General features: G+C 61.1%; 19 protein-coding genes. 10 read left to right on the top strand and 9 right to left on the bottom strand.

Going from position 1 to position 21843, the window contains the following annotated elements; all coding sequences use genetic code 11:
- The first annotated feature begins 50 nt into the window (after positions 1-50).
- Positions 51-629 (top strand): SGNH/GDSL hydrolase family protein, encoded by a 579-nt coding sequence (locus tag ACX80B_RS10080; protein WP_459295659.1) that lies wholly within the window; start codon positions 51-53, stop codon positions 627-629.
- A 14-nt stretch (positions 630-643) separates the two neighbouring features.
- On the opposite strand, the gene ACX80B_RS10075 is transcribed toward ACX80B_RS10080, so the two are convergent.
- The 5 genes from ACX80B_RS10075 to ACX80B_RS10055 all read right to left on the bottom strand — a co-directional run bounded on the left by ACX80B_RS10075 (position 644) and on the right by ACX80B_RS10055 (position 6280).
- On the bottom strand, positions 644-1816 hold the full coding sequence (locus ACX80B_RS10075) for an MGH1-like glycoside hydrolase domain-containing protein (RefSeq protein ID WP_459295657.1): 1173 nt from the start codon (positions 1814-1816) through the stop codon (positions 644-646).
- Positions 1817-1845: 29 nt separating this feature from the next.
- Entirely contained in the window at positions 1846-2898 is a 1053-nt protein-coding gene (locus ACX80B_RS10070; protein WP_459295655.1) for a zinc-dependent alcohol dehydrogenase, read from the bottom strand.
- Positions 2899-2925: 27 nt separating this feature from the next.
- On the bottom strand, positions 2926-3855 hold the full coding sequence (locus ACX80B_RS10065; protein WP_459295653.1) for a carbohydrate ABC transporter permease: 930 nt from the start codon (positions 3853-3855) through the stop codon (positions 2926-2928).
- Positions 3855-4712: a carbohydrate ABC transporter permease gene (locus tag ACX80B_RS10060; protein WP_459295651.1), complete on the bottom strand. Its 858-nt coding sequence runs from the start codon at positions 4710-4712 to the stop codon at positions 3855-3857. Before ACX80B_RS10060 ends, ACX80B_RS10065 begins: the two co-directional genes overlap by 1 nt.
- A gap of 158 nt (positions 4713-4870) precedes the next feature.
- The gene (locus ACX80B_RS10055) at positions 4871-6280 is read right to left on the bottom strand and encodes an ABC transporter substrate-binding protein (RefSeq protein ID WP_459295649.1); all 1410 of its coding nucleotides are present in this window, start codon (positions 6278-6280) and stop codon (positions 4871-4873) included.
- Between the two features lie 373 nt (positions 6281-6653).
- Between ACX80B_RS10055 and ACX80B_RS10050 the strand changes: the two genes are divergently transcribed.
- Positions 6654-7820 carry an ROK family protein gene (locus ACX80B_RS10050; RefSeq protein WP_459295647.1) on the top strand — a complete coding sequence of 389 codons (1167 nt, stop codon included), beginning with the start codon at positions 6654-6656 and terminating at the stop codon, positions 7818-7820.
- Positions 7821-7978: 158 nt separating this feature from the next.
- Here ACX80B_RS10050 and serB read toward each other — a convergent pair whose 3' ends face one another.
- Positions 7979-8899: a phosphoserine phosphatase SerB gene (gene serB, locus ACX80B_RS10045; protein ID WP_459295645.1), complete on the bottom strand. Its 921-nt coding sequence runs from the start codon at positions 8897-8899 to the stop codon at positions 7979-7981.
- Positions 8900-9016: 117 nt separating this feature from the next.
- On the opposite strand from serB, the gene ACX80B_RS10040 reads away from it, so the two are divergent.
- The 5 genes from ACX80B_RS10040 to ACX80B_RS10020 all read left to right on the top strand — a co-directional run bounded on the left by ACX80B_RS10040 (position 9017) and on the right by ACX80B_RS10020 (position 13199).
- Positions 9017-9847 carry an ABC transporter ATP-binding protein gene (locus tag ACX80B_RS10040; protein WP_459295643.1) on the top strand — a complete coding sequence of 277 codons (831 nt, stop codon included), beginning with the start codon at positions 9017-9019 and terminating at the stop codon, positions 9845-9847.
- A gap of 24 nt (positions 9848-9871) precedes the next feature.
- The gene (locus ACX80B_RS10035) at positions 9872-10750 is read left to right on the top strand and encodes a sulfite exporter TauE/SafE family protein (protein WP_459295641.1); all 879 of its coding nucleotides are present in this window, start codon (positions 9872-9874) and stop codon (positions 10748-10750) included.
- Positions 10751-10757: 7 nt separating this feature from the next.
- Entirely contained in the window at positions 10758-11567 is an 810-nt protein-coding gene (locus tag ACX80B_RS10030; RefSeq protein WP_459295639.1) for a TrmH family RNA methyltransferase, read from the top strand.
- Between the two features lie 166 nt (positions 11568-11733).
- A complete protein-coding gene (locus ACX80B_RS10025; RefSeq protein ID WP_459295637.1) occupies positions 11734-11991 on the top strand; it encodes a type B 50S ribosomal protein L31 in 258 nt (85 codons plus the stop codon).
- 149 nt (positions 11992-12140) lie between these two features.
- Positions 12141-13199, top strand: coding sequence for a lipoate--protein ligase family protein (locus ACX80B_RS10020; RefSeq protein WP_459295635.1), 1059 nt, complete (start codon positions 12141-12143; stop codon positions 13197-13199).
- 57 nt (positions 13200-13256) lie between these two features.
- Here the strand turns inward: ACX80B_RS10020 and pepN are convergent, their stop codons facing one another.
- Positions 13257-15878, bottom strand: a complete 2622-nt coding sequence (gene pepN / locus ACX80B_RS10015) for an aminopeptidase N (RefSeq protein ID WP_459295633.1) — start codon at positions 15876-15878, stop codon at positions 13257-13259.
- Between the two features lie 95 nt (positions 15879-15973).
- A complete protein-coding gene (locus ACX80B_RS10010; RefSeq protein WP_459296112.1) occupies positions 15974-16978 on the bottom strand; it encodes a YeiH family protein in 1005 nt (334 codons plus the stop codon).
- A 127-nt stretch (positions 16979-17105) separates the two neighbouring features.
- On the opposite strand from ACX80B_RS10010, the gene ACX80B_RS10005 reads away from it, so the two are divergent.
- The 3 genes from ACX80B_RS10005 (at position 17106) to ACX80B_RS09995 (ending at position 20534) form a co-directional block, all read left to right on the top strand.
- Positions 17106-18665: a circularly permuted type 2 ATP-grasp protein gene (locus tag ACX80B_RS10005; RefSeq protein WP_459295631.1), complete on the top strand. Its 1560-nt coding sequence runs from the start codon at positions 17106-17108 to the stop codon at positions 18663-18665.
- A gap of 91 nt (positions 18666-18756) precedes the next feature.
- A complete protein-coding gene (locus tag ACX80B_RS10000; RefSeq protein ID WP_459295629.1) occupies positions 18757-19686 on the top strand; it encodes an alpha-E domain-containing protein in 930 nt (309 codons plus the stop codon).
- A complete protein-coding gene (locus ACX80B_RS09995; protein WP_459295627.1) occupies positions 19683-20534 on the top strand; it encodes a transglutaminase family protein in 852 nt (283 codons plus the stop codon). The genes ACX80B_RS10000 and ACX80B_RS09995 overlap by 4 nt, the downstream gene beginning before the upstream one ends.
- Here ACX80B_RS09995 and glgC read toward each other — a convergent pair.
- A complete protein-coding gene (gene glgC, locus ACX80B_RS09990; RefSeq protein WP_459295625.1) occupies positions 20518-21786 on the bottom strand; it encodes a glucose-1-phosphate adenylyltransferase in 1269 nt (422 codons plus the stop codon). The two genes, ACX80B_RS09995 and glgC, sit on opposite strands and share 17 nt — an antisense overlap.
- Positions 21787-21843 lie beyond the last annotated feature (57 nt).

Here is a 21843-nt window from a genome sequence, read left to right as displayed (position 1 = left end):
GAAGGTGAGGTTGCCAAGGACAGAGGGGAACCTCGTTGAAGGAGTCTGCAGTGCAAAGTCTGTATGCCTACGGTCACTCGTGGATTGATGGTGATGGGGCGGGCGAACCTTCGCGTTGCTTGGTCGACATGGTGGCCGCCCAATTGGGGGCGACGGCCGAAAACCGGGGCGTGGGCGGCAGCTTGAGCACTGCCACGGCGGATCTCGTTACCGCCGAGCCGCCGGGGTACGCCGATATATTTGTCCTGATGACCGGGTTGAATGACGCCCGGCTGTACGGACCATCCACCACAGCAGTGAGGCAGTATGCGGACGCGCTCGCCGTCATCTTTGAAGCGTTCCGAAATGCGAACGGCAGCGCCTTCGTGGTCGCCGTCGAGCAACCATACCTTCTCGATTACAGCGGGCACGCTCCGCATAACGTCGGTTCCAGTGCCGCTGTCGACGCCTACAATGCACGTTTGCGTGAGGTGTCGGCAGCACACACCGGGACCAGACTGGTGGTCGTCGACGATTGGAACCCACGCACGATGCTTTCCAATGATGCGGTTCACCCCAACGATGCCGGGCATGCCTGCATTGCCGCTGCGGTGATCCGCGCGGTGGACGGAACGGTTGAGATTCCGTGACGGTTGCGCGTCTTTCATCTGCCGGACCGTTCGATCATCGCCGGCTCGCTCATTGCCAGTGCGAGTCCGGTCCATGACTGTGGAACCGCTCCGAGACCCTCACCCGTTTCCGGATTCCAGTACTCAGCCCATCCGCTGGCGATGGCGGCGGATACCGTCTGCTGGCTGATCCGTCCGGCAGCCTCAGTTCGATCCCAGCGCAGCTCGGCAAGCCAGAACAGGTAGTTGAGCGGCGGCCACGCCGGACCACGCCAGTACATCCCGGGGTCGTATGCAGGATGGGTACGGACGACATTCGCTGGACCGCACGGGGCGCCGAACCGGTCCGGGTCTTGAAGTTGCGCCAACGCCGCCTCAGCCTTTGCACCGTCAGCCGTAACCAAGGCCCCCATAACGCCGTCGCTGGTCGGTATCCGGGTTGACGGTCCGCCGCCGACGACGGCGCGGTCCATCCAGAGCTGTTCGACGTCGTCCCACAAGTGTTCGTCGATTGCTTTGCTCAGGGCGCGTGCCCTGCCTGCCAACCCGGGATCGCCGAGAACTTCAGCCAGTTCCGCCATGTTGAAGGCAACATAGGCGTTGAAACTGGCAGGACAGGTGACGAAGGCGGACGACCACCGCGCAGCACCGTCCTCGGCAAAGGAGATATCGCGCATTCGCTCTTTGTTCCAGGCAGTCCGTGCCGCACGATCATAGTCGTCCTTGGTTTTGCCCGGAGCGCCCCAGTCATCCCACCGCGGCGAGTGGTCGTTGCCGCCTTCCCAAGGATGGACGATGTACATCAGGCCGTCTTCGGTCCGACGATGATCCCATAACCAATCCAAGCCCTTCCTGGCTCCGGCCAGTGTTGTGTCACTTACCGGAAGACCACGCTCTGTCAAAACTTTCGCGGCGTGTCCGAACATCGGCGGTTGAGTGAGGGAGGAGGCACTGGACAGGGGACCAAGCCAAGTGTCCGCCGGTTCTGCGCCGTAGCGCATGTGCGGAACCATCCCGTCCTGCAATTGCCCCACCAGTACGGCGTCCAGCTCCCGTACCGCCCGTTCATCGCCCAAATGTGCCCAGATAATTGCGTGGAAGCAGGAGTCCCATAGCCACAAGTGTGGGTAAGTGCCGGGATTCGGAACGCAATAACCCCGGTGTGGCTCCCAATGCGCTTCCATCAGCCTTAGGACATGATCCGCCACACTGCCATCCGTTGGTTTTCCCGATGAACTCATGCCGGTGCCGCATCAAAACGCAAGACAGTTTGAAGCGTCTCGGGAGAGCCCCGATCCAACAAATCGAAAGCAGTGCTGACTTCAGAGGCACTGACAACGTCTGTGATTAGTGGCGCGACGTCGATCCGCCCGGCGGCGAGCTGGGCCATAAACACCGAAACAAGCCTTGCTTGGTCCCAACGTGGCCCTAAGCCGACCGGAGTTCCGCTGATCTGACTCGCAACTATCTGTACGCGGTTAAGGTGGAATTCGTCGCCAAGGTTCAAGGCTTCACCACCGCCCTGATAAAAGCCGGCAGCGACAACCCGGGCACCGACAGCCACGGAGCGGACGGCCTCATGCAGGGCGCGATAGCTGCCGCTGAGTTCGATGGCGACGTCCACGCCGCGGTAGTCGGTTAGGCTCCGGATGGCCGGACCGGCTCCGCCGGCAACGTCTGCCGCGATCACATGTCCAGCACCCATGGTGCCCGCCAGCCCGCGCCGGCTTTGCATTCCATCGACTGCAATAACTTCTGCACCGTTCAGGCGGGCGAGCCGGGTGGCGAGCAGACCGATCACACCTTGGCCAAAGATGGCTACATCCTCACCCACATGGAGATCCGCGCTCAACACCGCGTTAAGAGCCACCGCACCCACCCTGGCGAAGACTCCATGCAGAGGATTTACTCCGGTTGGAATTTGCTTGCCTTGTAGAGCATCGGCCGGAAGGACGGCGTCACTGCGGTGGCCCCATATCCCATAGACGATCTGCCCCGGCGTCAGGTCCACAACATCGGGGGCGACCTCAACGACCTCGCCAACCTCGGAGTATCCCCAGCCGGAAACGGGATAGGCGAAAGTGGGAACACCTTCCGTGAAGAGGCGCTGATCGGCATTCCAGCTCTTGGTCAAATATGGGTTCGAGCCGCGGAAGGCGGTTAGCTCGGTGCCTGCGGAAATACCGGAATACCATGTGCGTACCCGGACTGAACCGGCGCTCAGCTCCTGATGGCCGCAGTCGACCAACTCCACCACGCCTGGTTCCGTAAATTGCACGATTTGGGGCATGAAGACTCTTTCTGAATTGATATACGGTCAGCCCTTCTCAGCGCCGGCGGTGAGACCCTCGGTCAGGAGCCGCTCACTCGCAAAGAAGATGATGATGATTGGCAAGGTCAGAATGACTGAGCCGGCCATCAGAATGGTGGTGGGAACCTCGATACTTCCGGCCAGCTGGGAAAGCCCGAGCGAGACGGTCCAGTTTTCCCGTGATTCGACCAGGAACAAGAGGGCGAAAAGGAACTCATTCCACGCGATCATGAAGATGAACAGTGCGTTGGAAATGATTGCAGGCATTGCCAGCGGCAGACTAATCCGCCACATAATTGTCAGGCGACTGCCGCCGTCGATCGCGGCCGCCTCTTCCAGACTCGTGGGGATGGTCTCGAAGTAGTTGCGCAGCATATAGATGCTCACCGGTACAACTTGGGCCACATAGACAAACAGCAGACCGATCAGTTCCCCCCGAAGTCCGATTCTGGTGAAGAATACGAACAGCGGTATGGCCAGCAGGATACTTGGAAACAAATAGACCGCGAGAAATAGTGCGCTGATTTTCCGACGGCCGAAGAACTGTAATCGACTGATGGCATACGACCCGGGAACTGCCAACAGCAGCGTGACGGCGACTGTACCCAACGCTACGAGGGCACTATTTCCCATGAACGTCAGGAACCCCTGGCCGCCTTCGCTGGGGGACTGCAGGACTGAGATATAGGTCTCAACACTGAACTCGGAGAATGACACCCACAAAGCACCCGGATCCTGAAGTACAGCAGAGATCGGGCGGACCGAGAGGATGGTCATGTAGTAAAACGGGAACAACGTCACGATAAGCAGGCAAGCGATTACGATCCATCGCAGCACTGGCAAGATTCGCAACTCCAGCCCATTGCGCGTCCACTTGGGATCGCGGGATTGTTTACCGTGATTAGCCTTCGGGCGGGGTTTGACCTGCGTCTCCATCAACTCACCTCCTCTTTCTTGGCGAACCATTTCAGATAGATTCCGACCAGCACGGCGAGGATCGCGGCGAGTACGAGCGCCTGCGCCGCGGCGGCACCTATGTCCCCTCTTGCGGTCAAGAAGTTGAACACGCGCACGGCCACCACCTCCGTGCCCGCGCCGCCACCGGTGAGCAGATAGATATCGTCGAAGCTGTTGAACGTCCAGATAAAGCGCAGCACGGTCAACACAGCGATCGTCGGTAGCAGCTGGGGAAGAATGATGTAGCGGAATCTTTGAGTCGGACTGGCGCCATCAACCAGAGCCGCTTCCTCCATGCTCCCCGGAATGGCTTGGAGACGTGCTGTGAGGAAGAGGAACGCGAAGGGAAAGGAGCGCCAGGCCTCAAAGGCGATCACTGTCAGCAGGGCGGTTGGAAGAGTGAAATCCAAGCCGAAAATCGACACGTCGTTTGCGCGCTCACTCAGGAACGCGATGGGCTGTTCCCAACCCAGCAGGCGCGTCCCCCAGTAATTAACGATTCCGAACTGCGGGTTCAACATCGTCGACCAGACGAAGGTGACAGCAACAATTGGTGCAACGTAGGGAATAAGTGTTGCCGCCCGGACAAATGTCCTTCCGCGAAAAGGCTTACGCAGGGCGAGCGCTACGATGAGGCCAAACCCGATGGCGGAGCCGGTTCCAGCGGTCGCATAAACAACAGTGGTGAGCAATGCCTCCAGAAAGCCCGGGGACGCGAACACTTCGGCGAAATTGGACAATGCGTAATTGCCGAAGAGTCCGGCTGTACTCAAATTAATGAGCCGGATTTCCTGGAATGCCAGCATGACCGTCCAGAGGATGGGCAGCACGACCATGACGATAACGATGATCAGGGTCGGGGAAATGAGGGCTATGCCCGCTCTTTCCTCTGCCCTCGCCATAGGCGAGCGGCCCCGGCGACGGCCGCCGGACGGCGCCGGGTCATTAGTATGTCCCGGCGCCATCCGTTCATTCTTAGTGCGCGGCGTTTTCATTAATTCAGTGAATCCTGAATTGATTGCAGGGTCGCTGCTGCCTGCTCTGCCGCGGTTTGTGCATCCGTACCACCGCTGGTTACCTTCGCCACGGCATCGGCTATCGGAAGTTCACCAAGGGCCGCACCAGCCAGGTCGCCCTGCCCCTGGGGGATGCCCCACAAGCTCAGATCGTCCACACCGGTTTGCAGGGCCTGGAGTACATCGTCCGAATAGAAATCCGTTAGAGGTGCTTTCTTATCGACGCCGACAGGAAGTTGCTCCCAAGCCTCAGAGAATTTGGTCGGGTTGTCCGCTGTACCGTAACGAACGGGCACCTTGCCCTCAGGCGCGATTGCGAGCCAGTCGACGTAGCCGTCGGTCATCATGTACTGAACGAACTCCTGCGCCGGTTCGGTCTTTGCGGTGGCAGTGATTGCCCAGTTAGTGATTTGACCAAACTGTGCCGGTTCAGTGCCGCTCGGTCCCTGGATAGACGAAACGACTCCAGTATTCTCCGCAAGGAAGGCCGGGTTTTCGTCACATTGAGCGCAGGTTGGCAGTGCATCGTTGCGTAGCCCCGCCATCTCGTCGAGGACGAACGTCGACCAAATGAACATCGCAGCTTCTCCGGCAAAGTAATTTGCACGCACGGTGTCAACGTCCTGCGCGCCGGAAACGGAGTAGTTGTTGATCAGAGTGCCGTAGAAATCCAGAGCCTCGGTGCATTCGGGGCTGTTGAAGGTGATTTCTCCAGCCTCATTAACCATTTCGCAGCCATTGCCAAGTGCGACATGCTCAATTGTTTGTTGCGTGAAGGCGTCGCCCGGAGCGGTAGCACCGACGAAACCTGCCATATCAGGGGAGTCCAGAGCTTCAGCCGCTGCAAGGATGTCCTCATATGATTCTGGAGCCGGCAGGCCGGCTTCTTCGAAGAGATCCGTACGGTAATAAAGCAGCTGGGCCCACGACTCACTGGGGATTGCCAGTTGTTCGCCTCCCTCGCTGGTCAGTTCAAGGGCACGGTTGGAGAACGTGTCCTTACCGAGCTCCTCTAGTACTGCGGCGGTAGCTTCGGCGTCCACCAGGTCGTTGGCGCTGAGGGTACGAACCTGCGTGAGTCCGATCGAGCCGATCACATCCGGCAAGTCTCCGGCCGCTGCGCCCGACGTCAGGACCTGGTTGAACTGATCTTCTGCGACGCCGACGAGCTTGACTTTGATTCCGGTTTTCTTGGTGAAATCGGCGATGATCTCCTTCGTCGCCGCGACGCGGTCGGGAAGGGTATCCGTCGTTTGCACCGTGATTGACTGAGCGTCGCCACCGCCACCGCCATCTTCTCCACTGCCGCAGGCGGCAAGGGTGCTCACCGCAAGAGTTGCCACCATGGCAACAGCGGCCGCATTTCTGCGTGGTTTCCTGCTTTTCATTCGAAGCTCCTATCGCCGTGCACGGAACAACTTTGTCCATGCGCACCATGTGCCGAGCGCGCATCGCGCTCCGTTTCGGAGCCCGATCCAGTGATCGGACTTGTGCCTATGTACTCGCGCCCAGCGCTTGTACAGGTACGCCACGTCACAGCCGTGAGTGGTCGACGTCACGCAACTTATGATCAAACACTAGCCGCAGGTTACCTAACTGTCGAGCAGTTATGCCTAACTGTTATACGCAACTAGTTGAATTAGCCTCTAAGTGTTGAACCCCCGGACGACAATTCGGAGCCGTCGATGTCCCCAGGCGTCTATATGTATGCATAATGGTCATATATTGATTAGCGATTGCGCATATCTAGAGGAGTCTGCAATGTCGACTGGTGTCGGCGAGTTTTTCCGGCTCATCCGGTATGGCCAAGCGCGTACCCGGGGAGATCTACAAGAAACCACCGGACTAGCCCGAATGACTGTTGCCCAGCGGGTCGACGCATTGCTGGCTGCCGGACTTATCCGGGAGGCCGGTACGGATCGTCCCTCTGGAGGGCGACGCCCGATCCGGCTCGAATTCAACATTGAGCACTCTGTGGTGGTCGCGGCGACCGTTGATACAACTCACTCCCGTATCGCTCTGACCGACTTGTCCGGACGCATACTTATCGACGAGAGCATCGATGTGGCCGTCGTAGATGGCCCAGAGAAAGTTCTGCATGGCATCGCGGAGACAATTCGCCAGTTGCTCGAGCGCACTCAGACGCCGATGTCCAAGGTGTCCGGCATCGGCATATCGGTGCCTGGCCCGGTCGATCCGAGAACTTCGCGGCCAAGCCAGCCGCCGATCATGCCCGGCTGGGATGCATATCCAATTGCAGAGTATCTACACGACGCACTTCCGGTTCCTGTCCTTGTGGAAAATGACGCCAATGCAATGGCGATAGGTGAGCACAGCGTGGGGTTCAAGGACTGCCCCACATTGTGTCTGGTGAAGATCTCGACCGGGATTGGCACAGGAATCGTCATTGACAGCCGCGTATATCAAGGTATAGATGGCGGCGCCGGAGATATCGGTCATGTTAGATTGGCCGATTATCCAGATGTCCCTTGCCAATGCGGAGCACATGGCTGTTTGGCCGCTGTCGCAAGCGGACGAGCTGTCGCAGCGACCTTAACCAAGATGGGCATCGAAGCAGCGTCCGGCCGTGATGTAGGGGGTCTCTTGGCCCATGGAAATGTCGAGGCAATGCGCTTGACCCACGAGGCTGGCCGACGCATCGGCGAGGTAATGGCCACCGTCGTATGCCTTATTAATCCAGGCGTTCTCCTCATCGGTGGTGCCATGGCCTCATCGACGTTGATCAGCGGTGTACGCGAGACGCTCTATCCGATGTCGTTGCCGCGGGCGACCCGAAATCTGGACGTGCGGCTCGCGACGATGGGAGAGGATGCCGGCATCATCGGTATGACGCGCATCGTCGTCGATGAAGTGTTTTCGCCCAGTGCCATAGATGCCCGGCTCACGGTGACAGACGTAGCCCCCTGAACAAACACATGCCGCCGATGGCCAGGAGCAAGCGCGCCGGCGAGGACCCGTGATGGGCTCGCCCTTTAGGACAGTCCGTCCGTCTTGCCGAGCCCGCCCCACCTGTGCTTTTATCCACTGACTGGGTAAACCATGCGCGGGATGGTGCGGAGTGGTGCCTACTGGGCGTACTCGACGCCGGCAATTGCCGCCACGACATCGAGCTGCGGGATGTTGACCTCTGCATCGGCTGCTTGCCGCAGCGCTGGTTTGGCGTTGTAGGCAATGCCGAATCCGGAGGCTTCGAGCATGTCCAGATCGTTGGCCCCGTCTCCGATGGCGATAGTGTGCTCCAGCGGAACACCTGATTTCCCGGCCCAGCGCCGCAGCGCCTCAGCCTTGGCTGCGCGGTCCGTGACAGCGCCGAGGACCTTGCCGGTCAGTCTGCCGCCGTCGACCTCCAGCAGGTTCGCCTGTGCATAGTCCAAGCCGAGCTCCTGCGCCAGCGGATCGAGGATCTGGCTGAAGCCTCCTGAGACGACGGCGACGACGTGCCCACCGGCCGCGAAGGACTCAATCAGGCTCCTGGCGCCGGGGGAGAGCCGGACGGCGGCCCGCACATCGTCGACCACTGTCGCCGGCAGGCCCTCAAGCGTGGCAACCCGGGCATGGAGGCTGGCGGCGAAATCGAGCTCGCCGCGCATTGCCGCCTCCGTCACCGCCGCGACCTCCTCTTCAACACCGGCATGGGCGGCGAGGAGTTCGATCACTTCCTGCTGAATGAGCGTGGAATCGACATCCATGATTAGCAGCTTGCGCTTTGCTTCCCGCAGGGAATGGGGCACGACGGCGGTATAGGCGTTGACGGCGGAGGTTCCGTTTGCATCGGCGGGAATCATGGCGTCGGCCAGCGCACGGCGCAGAGCTTCCGGACCGCCGTCGTACTCAATCTCCGTGGTCCGCACAACGTAGTCCCCGCGGTCCATCAGGCTTTCCGTCAACAACCGGGCGCCGGTGGAACCAAGGGCGAGGTCGACGGAACCGATAAACTCCGACGGAAGGGCTTCGCCATAGCTGACGGCGCTGAACAGTTCACTCATACGTGTGCCGGGTCCGATCGTGGTTGAGGCAGCGTCCAATCGCCGCGCAGGGGAATCTCCATGCTATCGGCGTAGCGTTTAGCCAATCCAGCCGCTTTTAGCCTAGTGTCTAGTCCTATGAGTGACGTTCTTGAATTGGCTTCTGTCAGCGTAATACGCGGCGGCAAGGCGCTTCTGGACAGTATTGATTGGCAAGTCAAAGAAGGTGAACGTTGGGTCGTCCTCGGCCCCAACGGCGCTGGCAAAACGACCCTCCTCCAGATCGCCGGCGCACGGATGCACCCCACAAAGGGTGTTGCCGGAGTCCTCGAGGAAGTCCTCGGGGCGGTGGACGTTTTTGAGCTGCGGCCCCGGATCGGACTCGCTTCCGCGGCGCTCGCCACGCAGATCCCCGAGCACGAAACCGTACTCAATGTCATCGTTACTGCCGCTTACGGCGTAACCGGACGCTGGCGCGAGGACTATGACCGGATGGACGAGGGACGTGCCCGCCAACTGGCCGAAGACTGGGGCGTCTCCGATCTGGCAAACCGCACCTTCGCTTCCCTGAGCGAGGGAGAACGCAAACGGGTGCAGATTGCCCGCGCGTTGATGACCGACCCTGAACTCTTGCTGCTCGACGAGCCGGCAGCCGGGCTGGATCTGGGCGGACGCGAAGACCTGCTCCAGCGGCTGAGTGCGCTCGCCGTCGATGACGAATCACCCGCCATCGTGCTGGTAACGCATCACCTCGAGGAAGTCCCCGCCGGCTTCACCCACGCAATGCTCCTGCGCGAAGGCGGCGTCGTCGCGGCCGGGCCGTTGCAGGACGTACTGACCAGCGAGCACCTGAGCACCACGTTTGGCCTGGAGCTGGACGTTCACGTAGACGGCGGCCGCTTCACTGCTACGGCAGCGTCGCGGACAGGTGCTGCCGGCAGCGGACCGGCTCCGGCCGCACTGCTGTAGCCCGGATCCGGAAATACCAATTCTATGGAAATTCTGAGCGATTTCTTTGCCCTGATCGCAAATTTGTGGGAAGTTTTCACCGGCCTCATCGACGCCTACGACGTTGACTTCCTACGTACGGGGATTATCCTTCTTGCCGGCCTCTGGGCAGGCACCATCAACGCGATCGTCGGCTCAGGAACGCTGGTCTCATTCCCGGTCCTGGTCGCGCTCGGCTATGCCCCCGTCGTGGCGACCATCAGCAATGCGATGGGTCAGATAGCGGGCCATGCCACGGCCGCCTATGGTTACCGGCGCGAACTTAAGGGCTTGGGCCGGACACTGGCCAAACTGCTTCCAGCCTCCATCCTTGGCGGCATCACTGGTGCGGCGTTGTTGTTGAATCTTCCGGACTACGTTTTTGCCATCGTCGCTCCGGTACTGATTGTGGTGTCGCTGGGATTCGTCGTTTTCCAGCCAAAGCTGCAACGCTGGGTCCGGCGGCGTGCCGAGCGCAAGGCCGACGCGTCGTCGTCGGAACCCTCCACCGGCAAGCACCCTTTCGCGTTGATACTGCTCATCTATTTTGCCGGCGTCTACGGCGGCTACTTTGTTGCAGCCCAGGGCATTCTTGTGGTTGGGATTCTAGGTATTTTCCTCGCCGGCACCATGCAGAACGCCAATGCCATGAAGAATGTTTTGGTCCTGTCGGTGAACATGATCGCGGCCATCTCCTACATGATATTCGCGTTTGAGCGCATCGATTGGGTTGTGGTCCTGCTGATTGCTGTCAGTTCAATGATCGGCGGTTACACGGGTGCCAAAATCGGACGGCGGCTTTCGCCGGTGTTACTGCGCTCGGTTATCGTCGTCCTCGGCCTCGTCGCACTCGGCGTAATGATCGCCAACCTGATCAACGGGTAACCAGCGTATGACGATCCACTACCTGCCCACCGCCGATGACCCGCGGGTTGCCGATTACACCCAGCTCACCGATGTGAAACTACGACGACGGCGGGAGCCCGCCGAGGGTATGTACATCGCCGAAAGCTCCAAGGTGCTGCGGCGCGCCCTCGAAGCCGGCCACACACCCCGGTCATTTTTCCTGGCGGAGAAATGGCTGGACGGTCTTGCCGATGTCTTTGCCAAATACCCGGAGGTTCCCGTTTACGTTGGAACCGACGCGGTGCTGGAAGAAATCACCGGCTTTCACCTGCACCGTGGAGCCATGGCTGCCATGAATCGTCCGGCCGAACTGGATCCGGTTGAGGTGCTCGGCTCCGCCCGCCGTGTCGCCGTTCTCGAAGACATCATCGACCACACCAACATCGGCGCAATTTTCCGCTCCGCCGCAGCCCTCGGCGTCGACGCTGTCCTGGTCAGCCCACGCTGTGCCGACCCCCTGTACCGGCGGAGCATCCGGGTCAGCATGGGAACGGTATTCCAGATTCCCTGGGTGCGCCTTCAGCAATGGCCCGAGAGCCTGGGTCTGCTGCGGGACCATGGATTTACGACGGCGGCGCTCGCCCTTGGCGAAGGGTCGCTGAGCGTGGACGAGTTGAGCGCGATGAACCATGAAAGACTTGCCCTCGTGCTCGGTACGGAAGGCGACGGGCTTCGGCCGGAAACCGTCGCGGCCACGGACCTGTCGGTGCGGATACCGATGCGCGGGGGAGTGGATTCGCTAAACGTGGCTGCCGCGAGTGCGGTCGCCTTCTGGGAATGCCGGATCCGGGGGTAGCGCCGCTAGCGTCGCCACCTGCAGATGGTCCCGCGTCATTACACTCCCGCCGGGTTTCGTGATACCCGGGCAAAAGCGCTAGACTGGATTGCTGGCCATACTGGCCGTCTATAAACTTCCGCAAACAGTGCCTGGCAAAATCCAGGCAACTACAGAAGGTATAACTGTGAAGACTGATATCCACCCTAAGTACGAGCCCGTCGTTTTCCGCGACCTGGCCTCCGGCACCTCCTTCCTGACCAAGTCCACTGTCGGCTCCGACAAGACCATCGAATGGGAAGACGGCAACACCTACCCGATCATCGAGGTGGAAATCTCCTCCGAGTCGCACCCCTTCTACACCGGCAAGCAGCGCATCATGGACAGCGCCGGCCGTGTCGAGCGGTTCAACCAGCGCTTCAAGGGCTTTGGCGGCAAGAAGTAACAATTTTTTCCAGAACAGACCCGGGCACCTGCCCGGGTCTGTTTTTTGGTTAACCCGGCGTACGGAACGATGGCGGCAATGCGCCCTGCGCCGGTACGGTTATCCACGTTGGTTTCCCAAATGGTGCAGCTTCGGATAGAACGGATCCCATGGAACACGCACACGGTGAATACAAAGTCCTCGGCGGCAAACTCGTCGTGGCGGATTTCGACGTTGAAGGCGGTCAGCTGGCCAATGTCTCTATCAGCGGCGACTTTTTCCTCGAACCGGACAGCGCCCTCGCAGACATCAACTCCGCCTTGACAGGGATGTCTGCCGAAGCTTCCGCAAAGGACATCTCCACCGCTATTGAAGGCGCGCTCAGGCCGGACGTCTCCATGCTCGGATTCTCGCCCGAAGCTGTCGCCGTAGCGGTGCGCCGCGCACTGGCGAAAGCCACAGGTTGGGGAGACCATCAGTGGGAAGTCATTCGTCCCCGCGCCTTGCCAACCGAGGTCAATGTCGCCCTCGATGAGGTCCTGACCGAAGAAGTGGGTGCCGGCCGCAGGAATCCCGCACTTCGTATTTGGGAGTGGAAAGAACCGGCTGTCGTCATCGGAAGTTTTCAGTCGCTGCGTAATGAAGTGGACCCGGAAGGTGCCCGGAAGCATGGCGTCAAAGTCGTCCGCCGCATCAGTGGCGGCGGGGCTATGTTCATGGAGGGCGACAACTGCATCACCTACTCCTTGTATATCCCGCAGACACTCGTCGATGGGATCAGTTTCGTAGATTCGTACCCGTTCCTGGACACCTGGGTGATGGCGGCCCTGCATGAGATGGGCATCAAAGCCTGGTACCAGCCGCTCAACGACATCGCGACCGAGGACGGCAAAATCGGCGGCGCGGCGCAGAAGCGCTTGAGCAACGGCGGAATGGTTCACCACGTGACCATGTCCTACGACATCGACGCCGACAAGATGCTCGACGTCCTGCGCATTGGCAAGGAAAAACTGTCCGACAAAGGGACAACCAGTGCCAAGAAACGCGTCGATCCGCTCCGTCGTCAGACCGGGATGTCGCGTCAGGACATTATCGAGACAATGATTGACACTTTTACCTCCCGCTACGGCGCCGGTGAATCAAAAGTAACCGACGACGAGATGGCGAAGGCCGAGGCCAGGGTCGCCACCAAGTTCGCCACCGAGGAATGGCTGGCGCGGGTTCCATAGGGCTTCAACCGGCCCCTATGCGCCACGCCGGTGCCACCTGGGTGAACCCGATATTCGTTACGCGGTCGTGGTCGCCGCGGATGCGGTCTGTGCTGTCAGCGCCCGCAGGAGATGGTCACGTTGTTCGATCACGATGCGGCGAAGAGCCGTCGGTGAACTGGTGTGGGTCTCCAACCACTTGTCGGCCGTCTGGATTACCGGGTGATCACTGGGCTCCTCCCCGGCGGTGACCTCCTGACTGGCGGGAAAGAGTCCCCGGACGACCCGGCTGGCCAGTTCGATACTCTTGCCATTCCACACATCATCAAGAACTTCGAAGTACTTCGCGGCATAGGGGTCGAGCAGTGCGTGCGAACCTTCGTTGAACCCGTCGATGGTGGCGCTGAGCAGTTCATTGGACAGTTCATTGCCGTACACGGAGCTCTGCCAGGCGGCTGCCTTAACGGCGGCGTCCGGACGGGCGGCCATGGCGCTGGTGTAACCGGCCCGGCCTGATGCCGTGTTGTCGGCGGCCAGTTCATTCGTGAGCTGTTCCTCGGAAACACGTCCATTCGCTGCGAGCGCCTGCAGGAATTTCCATCTCAGTTCGGCATCCAGCGTCAGTCCTTCGACCACCGCTGCTCCGGAGAGCAGGTCGGAGACGTAATCGGCGTAGGTGGTTGTGTTGCGGCTGAGGGCAGCGGCCGCGCGGGCCCAGGCAAGTTGTTCATCGCTTCCGCCTTCGGCCGCCTGGAGTTGCTCGACCAGGATCCACAGATGATGCTCGCGGACATCATCGCGGATGGCAGGGGCGGTGTAACGCTCGATTGCCCCGCGCGCATTCAGCAACAGGTTCTGCAGGACGCCGATGTCCGTTTCCTTTGGGGCGTGCCGCTCCACAGCGGCCAGATACTGCTGTGCCGGCAGCACTCCGTCCCGGGTCATGTTCCACAATGCAGACCAGCACAGGGCCCGCGCCATCAGATCATCGAGCTGGCTCAAATGATCCAGGACGGTACCCAGCGAGGCTGCGTCGAAACGAATCTTGGCGTACGTCAGGTCTTCGTCATTGACCAGCAGAAGGGCCGGCCGGGCTTTTCCGGCAAGCTCTGGAACAGTCGTTCCTGCGCCGGTAACATCCAGTTCGACGCTTTCGGTGCGGACAAGCGAGTCCCCGTTGAAGTTGTAGCACCCGACCTCCAGGCGGTGTGGCCGTGGTTGCTGCTGGCCGCTGACTGGGTCCACCGCATCCTGGACAATCGTCATATTGGTGATGACGCCGTCGTTCTCTTCAACGTCTGCCGTCAACGTGGAGATGCCGGAGGTCTGCAACCATTTTTCCGACCAACCGCCGAGGTCCCGGCCGGAGGACCGGCTGAGGGCACCGAGCAGGTCCTTCAGGGACGTATTGGAGAAGGCATGATCCTTGAAGTACTGGCGGGATCCGTCGATGAAAGACCCGAATCCTACGTAGGCGACGAGCTGTTTGAGGACGGAGGCACCTTTGGCGTAGGTGATGCCGTCGAAGTTCTGCTTGGCCGCTTCGAGGTCGTGGATGTCGGCGACTATGGGATGGGTGGTGGGCAGTTGATCCTGCAGGTATGCCCAGGCCTTGCGTCCGTTGGCGAAGGTTACCCAGGAGCTCTTCCAATCCGTTGCTTCGGCGACGGCGAGGGCACCCATGTAGTCGGCGAAGGATTCCTTGAGCCACAGATCGTCCCACCAGAACATGGTGACCAGGTCGCCAAACCACATATGCGCCATTTCGTGCATCAGAGTGTTGGCGCGGCCTTGATATTGGGCGTCGGTGGCACGCGAACGGAAAATGTATGCTTCGGTGAAGGTCACCAGACCGGGATTTTCCATCGCACCAAGGTTGTATTCCGGGACAAAGGCCTGGTCATACTTTCCAAAGGGGTACCGGTACTGGAAGAGGTCATGGAAAAAGTCCAGGCCACGTTTGGTCAGCTCGAAAACGTTGTCCGTGTCGAAGGCGTCGGCCAGTGACGCCCGGCAGTACACCGCCAGCGGGATGTCCAGCGTTGTGCCGTCGTCGAAAGTGCGGCTCCAATGATCCTGCGCGCTGAAGTAGGGACCGGCGAGCACGGATGTGATGTAGGTGGAGATGGGTTCGGTCGTGGCGAAGTCCCAGCGGCTCAAACCTGCCGCCGAGGCGAGTGCACTCCGGTCAGTCTCCGCGCCGTTGGACGCGACGGTCCATTCCGAGGGGGCGATGACGTGGAAGGTGTAAGTACCCTTCAAGTCAGGCTGCTCAAAGTTGGCGAAAACCCGCCGGGCGTCGGCCGGTTCGTATTGAGTGTAGAGGTAGGTTTTGCCGTCGGCAGGGTCAACAAAGCGGTGCATTCCCTCGCCGCTGCTGCTGTACAGGCCGGTACCGGTGACAGTGACCTGGTTTTCCTCGGCAAGGTCCTGCAAGTGGATGCGGGCGCCCGAAACGCATTGCTCGACGTCTTGGGCATGGCCGTTGAGGATGATGCTGTGCACGCTGCTGCCAATGAAGTCGAGGAACGTGCTGGCGCCGGCTTCGCGGGAGTTGAAGGTAATGACACTCTGGGTGGTGAATCCGGGGGAGCTGGCGTCCTGGGCCGTCCGCAGGTCCAGGGAGACGTCGTAACTCTGGACGGAAATCAGGCTTGATCGGCTGGCGGCTTCACCGCGGCTGAGATTTTCGTTTTGCACCCGGCTATTTAACCACGTCCGGTTGCCGCTTGTTGCTTTCGTCCGATGGTGGCAGCGCCACTTGCTACCGGCCGGTAGGAACAGTATTATCCGCTTCAGCCTTGGATGAGCAGCACCACACCGTAGCCCAGGACGGCGATAAGCAACCACGAGAGCATCGCCGTCGTGAGGGCTTTTCCACCCTGGCTGAACAGTTGGCCGACCCGGACCAATGAGCCGAGTCCAAAGAGTGCAGCTGCCAGGAGCAGATCCTGCGCGATGGTGGCGACTGCCAGCACTTCATCGCCGACGAGTCCGGCCGACCTGATGGCCACCATGGCGATGAACCCGATGACGAAGAGCGGAACCAGGGGCGGCCGTTTGCCGCTGGCGGTGCGCGGCGCGGTGAGGGAGGCGGCCGCCACCATGGGCGCCAGCATGAGCACGCGGGTGAGTTTGATGAGGACAGCCGCCGTCAGGGCCGCCGTGCCGGCCGTTTGCGCCGTGGCGACGACCTGGCCGACGTCGTGGACTGATGCTCCGACCCACTGTCCGAAGGGCACCGGATCAAGTCCGAGGGGGTGCATCAGCAGCGGCAAAACGCCGATGGCCAGCGTTCCGCAGAGGGTGACAAGGGCGATCGGGACAACCGTATCCTCCTGCTTCGATCCCCGGGAGCCACTCATCGCCCCGATGGCGGAGGCGCCGCAGATGGCGAAGCCCGAGGCCAGCAGCATCGGCTGGTCACCGGGGAGCCGGAAGATCCGGGCCAGCAAATAGGTGCCGGCGAAGGCGAGCAGGACCATGACGACGACGGCGGCGAAGGTTGCCCAGCCGAGTCCGAGAATGTCGATCACGCTTAGTTTCAAACCAAGCAGTACGATGCCGGCTCGCATCAGGTGTTTGCCGGCAAAACCCAGACCGGGTTTAAGCCTGCCGCGGACGGGCGCGCCGGTTCCCGGCAGGTTGGCGGCCAGAATTCCGAGTACGACGGCGGAGGTCATGACCGGAATGGCGGGAACCAATGCATGAACGAGGAAGGAGAGCGCGACGGCGGCCGCGCAGGCCAGCAGGCCGGGCCAAACCGGCGTCCGGAGGGCGGGGGCGTCTCCGACGGGCACATCGGCTCCGGAACGATGATTTATGCGCACTCACCTACTCTCTACGATCCGAGGAAATTGCACCAATTTTGCACAGCAGGTGTGGCATTGAGATGTATTCCGCGCTGATCCGTGGCACGCTGAAAGCATGCCCGACCTTTTCGAAGACTACTCGAGTGCCGCAGAGCGAACCCGTGCCTATGACGAGATGTTCACGCCCGGCGAGGTTCCCCGCGAGGCGTATGCCCAGATCGCGGGCGCCTTGGGGGAGTTGACCCTGGCCGATGTGACGGCCCGTGCCGACTCGATGGCGAGGACCTTCCTCGACCGCGGCGTGACTTTTGACTATGCCGGAGAGGAGCGTCCGTTCCCGCTTGATATTGTTCCGCGCGTCATCACCGCTTCCGACTGGAACATAGTGGAACGGGGCGTGGCTCAGCGGGTGCGCACACTCGAGGCCTTCCTCAATGATGTTTACGGCAACATGAAGGTTGTCGCCGACGGCATCATCCCCCGCCGGCTGGTGACCTCCAGCGCCCATTTCCACCGCGAAGTTGCAGGCTTTGACCCGGCGGGCGGTGTCCGGGTGATGATTTCAGGCATCGACCTGATCCGTGACGAACAGGGCACGTTCCGGGTGCTCGAGGACAATGTCCGGGTTCCCAGCGGCGTGTCTTATGTGCTGGAGAACCGGCGGGCCATGGCCAAGGGGTTGCCCGAGGCCTTCGGCCAGCAGCAAATCCGCCCGGTGGAGGAGTATCCGCGGCGGTTGCTCTCTGCCCTGCGCAAAACGGCGCCCCCAAGCGTCGAGGACCCCACCGTCGTCGTACTTACTCCGGGTGTCTTCAACAGCGCCTATTTCGAACACACGCTGCTGGCCGGGTTGATGGGTGTCGAGCTGGTCGAGGGCCGCGACCTGATCTGCCGCGGAAACCGCGTCTACATGCGCACCACGGCCGGTGAGCAGCGCGTGGATGTGATCTATAAACGCATTGATGATGAATTCCTGGACCCGCTGCAGTTCCGCTCGGATTCCATGCTGGGCTGTCCCGGAATCGTCAATGCCGCCAGAGCGGGCGGGGTAACGATTGCCAATGCGGTGGGCAACGGCGTCGCCGACGACAAGCTGGTCTACAGCTACGTGCCGGATCTGATCCGTTACTATCTCGATGAAGAGCCGATCATCCCGAATGTGGACACCTACCGGCTGGAGGAGCCCGAGTCGCGCGAGTACGTGCTGGACAATCTCGACAAGCTGGTCGTAAAGCCGGTCGATGGTTCCGGCGGCAAGGGGCTGGTCATCGGTCCCGACGCCTCGCGGGAGGAGCTGGATACGCTCCGCGCCAAGGTGCTTGCCGACCCCCGCGGCTGGATTGCCCAACCCGTATTGCAGCTGTCCACCGTTCCGACCATGTCGGGTGATAGGTTCGGACCGCGGCACGTGGATTTACGGCCGTTCGCGGTTAATGATGGCGACGACGTCTACGTATTGCCGGGCGGGCTGACCCGCGTCGCCATGAAGGAAGGCTCGCTGATCGTCAATTCCAGCCAAGGCGGCGGATCGAAGGACACATGGGTGCTGGCTGACGGTGCCGGTGGACCGGTGGAACGCGCTCCGGATCGTTCGAGCATCCGGCTCCGTGAACGCACCAGCGTCTGGCCGATCGACAGTAACTGGCAGGACCGGCAGTCGGAGTCGGACCAGTGACGGGCATGAAGGAATGGCGGTTGGCGCCGCCTCGGAAGCACTCCGCCTGGGCAATTGAACCCGACTGTATTGATCGAGGAAAGGTGGCACCATGCTGAGCCGCATTGCCGAATCATTGTTCTGGATCGGCCGGTATGTTGAGCGCGCCGATGGCACCGCCCGCATCCTCGACGTCCACTTGGAGCGCCTGAACCAGATGCCCTCCAACGAGCAGCACCAGGTTTCCCGGGATCTGCTCGCGATCATGGGCACCCGGCCCCCGGCCGACGAAGATTTCGGGTTGAATGACCTGCTGCAGTCACTGGCCTACGACCGCACAAGTCCGACGTCGATCTCCGGCTCCCTGGGTGCCGCGCGGGAGAACGCCCGGCGTGCCCGCGAAACCGTGTCATCGGCGCTCTGGGAGTGCTTGAACACGACGTGGTACGGGCTGAACCAGCATCGCAAGGATGTCGTGGGAACCTACCGGTTCTGTAACTGGGTGCTGGAACGAACCGCGATGGTGACCGGGCTGGCAGACACCACCGTCAGCCATGACGAGGGCTGGCAGTTCCTGGTCCTGGGCCGCAGCCTGGAACGGGCCGACATGACGGCACGGATGCTCTCGACACAGGACGTGATGTCCTCGTCGATGTCCTGGGTGAACATGCTCCGCTGCGCCGGGGCCTACGAGTCGTTCCTGCGGACCAGGCAGGCGGCGTTCGGGGACGACCACGCGGCCGAATTCCTGCTGCTCGACCGGCTGTTCCCGCGGTCAATCGTCTACGCGCTCAGCGACGCCGAGAAGTGCCTGGCCAGCCTGGAACCTTCCTACCAGCGGGTTGGGTTCGTCAATGACGCACGCCGCGTCGTCGGGCAGGCCCGCACGTTCCTCGAGTTCCATCAGACCAACGACCTGCTCTCCGAGCTGCCTGAACACATGGAACGTGTGCAGAAGGCCACGGCGCAGGCGTCCGACGCTATTTCACGCAAGTACTTCTCACAGGCTGAAGACCTGTCCTGGGTGGGTGAGCTTTCATGACCAGACTCCGCATTGTGCACCGTACCGGATACGCCTACGCCAACCGCGTGAGCATGTCCTACAACGAGGCCAGGATGACTCCACTGACGGACCAGAACCAGGTGGTGCTGGAGTCCTACCTGGAGATCAAGCCCACCCACGCCGTCGTCGGTAATTACCGCGATTACTGGGGAACCCGCGTGACGACCTTCGATATGCAGTTTCCGCATGAGATGCTCGACGTTTCGGCGACGACGACGGTTGAGGTTTTCCGCAGCGACCCGGTCATCTCCGAAGAGGCACTGCTTGACTGGGACGAGCTGCATTCGCCCGGGATCACCAATGATTTCGCCGATTGGCTTCCGCAGACGAGGTTGAGCAGCACCGGCGACGAAGTTCAGGAGAAGGCCCGCGAGGTGGTGGCGGATAAGAATCCATATGAGGCTGCCCGTGCTGTGTTTGATTGGCTCCGGGACGAGATGGAATACGTCCAGGGCGTGACCGGTGTCCATTCGAATGCCGAGGAAGCGTGGCTGGAGCGGAAGGGCGTCTGCCAAGACCTGGCGCATCTGGCTATCGGCGTCCTCCGCGGGCTGGGCATCCCGGCGCAGTACGTTTCCGGCTACCTGCATCCGCGGCCCAGCGCCGGCATCGGTGAAACCGTGCAGGGAGAGTCGCATGCATGGATTGAATGGTACGACGGCGAATGGCGCGGCTGGGACCCCACCAACGGCAGTCCCGTGGGCGACTTCCATGTGTCCGTGGCGCGTGGCCGGGACTATCGGGATGTACCTCCGTTGAAGGGGATCCTCTCAGGTGGCGTGGGTTCGGAGCCGCACGTGTCGGTGGAGATCACCCGGCTGGCCTGATGCGCTCCCAGCCCCCTTCCGGGACGACCTGGCCTTTCCGGAGGACCGTAAGGCCGGAATCGGTGATGGTAAAGCCGCGGCTGCGGTCCAGATCCGCATCTACGCCGATGGTGGCGCCGGCCGGGACATGGACATTCTTGTCGAGGATTGCCCGCTTGACGATGGCGCCTTCGCCGATCCTGACATTGTCCATCAACACCGAACCGTAGACCTGCGCATGGTCTGCGACGAAGACATCCGTGGAGAGGACGGACGAGTCGACGCTGCCCCCGGAGATAACCACCCCGCTGGAGAGGATGGAGTCCGATATTGCTCCCTGGGTCGACTCGCCGTGCACTAATTTCGCCGGTGGAGAGACGGACTGCCGGGTGTAAATAGGCCACTGCAGGTTATACAGGTTGAACACCGGCAACGGCGAAATCAGATCCATATGCGCGTCATAGAACGAGTCGATAGTTCCGACGTCGCGCCAGTACTGGCGGTCCCGTTCGGTGGAGCCCGGGATGATGTTCTCGGTGAAGTCATAGACGGCGGCGTCGTCGCGGTCAACGAAGTGCGGGACGATATCGCCGCCCATGTCATGCTTCGTTTCCAACCGCTCGGCATCGAAACGCAGGGCCTCGACGAGCGCATCGGTATTGAAGACGTAGTTCCCCATTGAGGCCAGGAATTGTGATGGGTCATCGGGCAGTCCCGGCGTCGTGGACGGTTTTTCCACGAACGCGCTGATGCGGTCCGGGCGCTCGGGATCGACTTCGATGACACCGAATTGATCCACCAATTCCACGGGCTGGCGGACGGCGGCAACACTGGCCGATGCGCCGCTGGCGACGTGTTTCTCGACCATCTGGTCGAAGTCCATCCGGTACACGTGATCGGCGCCAACGACGACGACGATGTCCGGTTCGGCGTCCTGGATCAGGTTCAGGGACTGGTAGATCGCGTCCGCGCTGCCCAGGAACCAGGTTTTGCCAATCCGCTGCTGCGCGGGTACGGAGGCGATGTAGTTCTGCAGCTGGGTGCTCATCCGCCAGGTCTCGGAGATGTGCCGGTCCAGGCTGTGCGATTTGTATTGCGTCAGCACGACGATTTGGCGATAACCCGAATTGACGAGGTTGGAGAGTGCGAAGTCGATGAGGCGATAACTCCCGGCGAAGGGAACTGCGGGTTTTGCCCGGTCCGCGGTGAGCGGCATCAGACGTTTTCCCTCACCGCCGGCCAGAACTATCGCCAAGACCTTTTTTCTCGCCATGCGGCACCCCTGAACTGTCGTTGATCGCGCCTCGGTTACCCATCGGAATTACTCCCG

The organism is Arthrobacter monumenti (genome assembly GCF_054511255.1).
The sequence above is the reverse complement of the archived record's forward strand: the minus strand, read 5'-3'. Positions and strand labels throughout refer to the sequence as shown.

Coding starts and splice junctions, on each gene's coding strand:
- ACX80B_RS10070 (WP_459295655.1), bottom strand. CDS start 2,898: ATGCCCCAAATCGTGCAATTTACGGAACCAGGCGTGGTGGAGTTGGTC.
- ACX80B_RS10065 (WP_459295653.1), bottom strand. CDS start 3,855: ATGGAGACGCAGGTCAAACCCCGCCCGAAGGCTAATCACGGTAAACAA.
- ACX80B_RS10060 (WP_459295651.1), bottom strand. CDS start 4,712: ATGGTCGTGCTGCCCATCCTCTGGACGGTCATGCTGGCATTCCAGGAA.
- ACX80B_RS10055 (WP_459295649.1), bottom strand. CDS start 6,280: ATGAAAAGCAGGAAACCACGCAGAAATGCGGCCGCTGTTGCCATGGTG.
- ACX80B_RS10050 (WP_459295647.1), top strand. CDS start 6,654: ATGTCGACTGGTGTCGGCGAGTTTTTCCGGCTCATCCGGTATGGCCAA.
- serB (WP_459295645.1), bottom strand. CDS start 8,899: ATGAGTGAACTGTTCAGCGCCGTCAGCTATGGCGAAGCCCTTCCGTCG.
- ACX80B_RS10040 (WP_459295643.1), top strand. CDS start 9,017: ATGAGTGACGTTCTTGAATTGGCTTCTGTCAGCGTAATACGCGGCGGC.
- ACX80B_RS10035 (WP_459295641.1), top strand. CDS start 9,872: ATGGAAATTCTGAGCGATTTCTTTGCCCTGATCGCAAATTTGTGGGAA.
- ACX80B_RS10030 (WP_459295639.1), top strand. CDS start 10,758: ATGACGATCCACTACCTGCCCACCGCCGATGACCCGCGGGTTGCCGAT.
- ACX80B_RS10020 (WP_459295635.1), top strand. CDS start 12,141: ATGGAACACGCACACGGTGAATACAAAGTCCTCGGCGGCAAACTCGTC.
- ACX80B_RS10005 (WP_459295631.1), top strand. CDS start 17,106: ATGCCCGACCTTTTCGAAGACTACTCGAGTGCCGCAGAGCGAACCCGT.
- ACX80B_RS10000 (WP_459295629.1), top strand. CDS start 18,757: ATGCTGAGCCGCATTGCCGAATCATTGTTCTGGATCGGCCGGTATGTT.
- ACX80B_RS09995 (WP_459295627.1), top strand. CDS start 19,683: ATGACCAGACTCCGCATTGTGCACCGTACCGGATACGCCTACGCCAAC.
- glgC (WP_459295625.1), bottom strand. CDS start 21,786: ATGGCGAGAAAAAAGGTCTTGGCGATAGTTCTGGCCGGCGGTGAGGGA.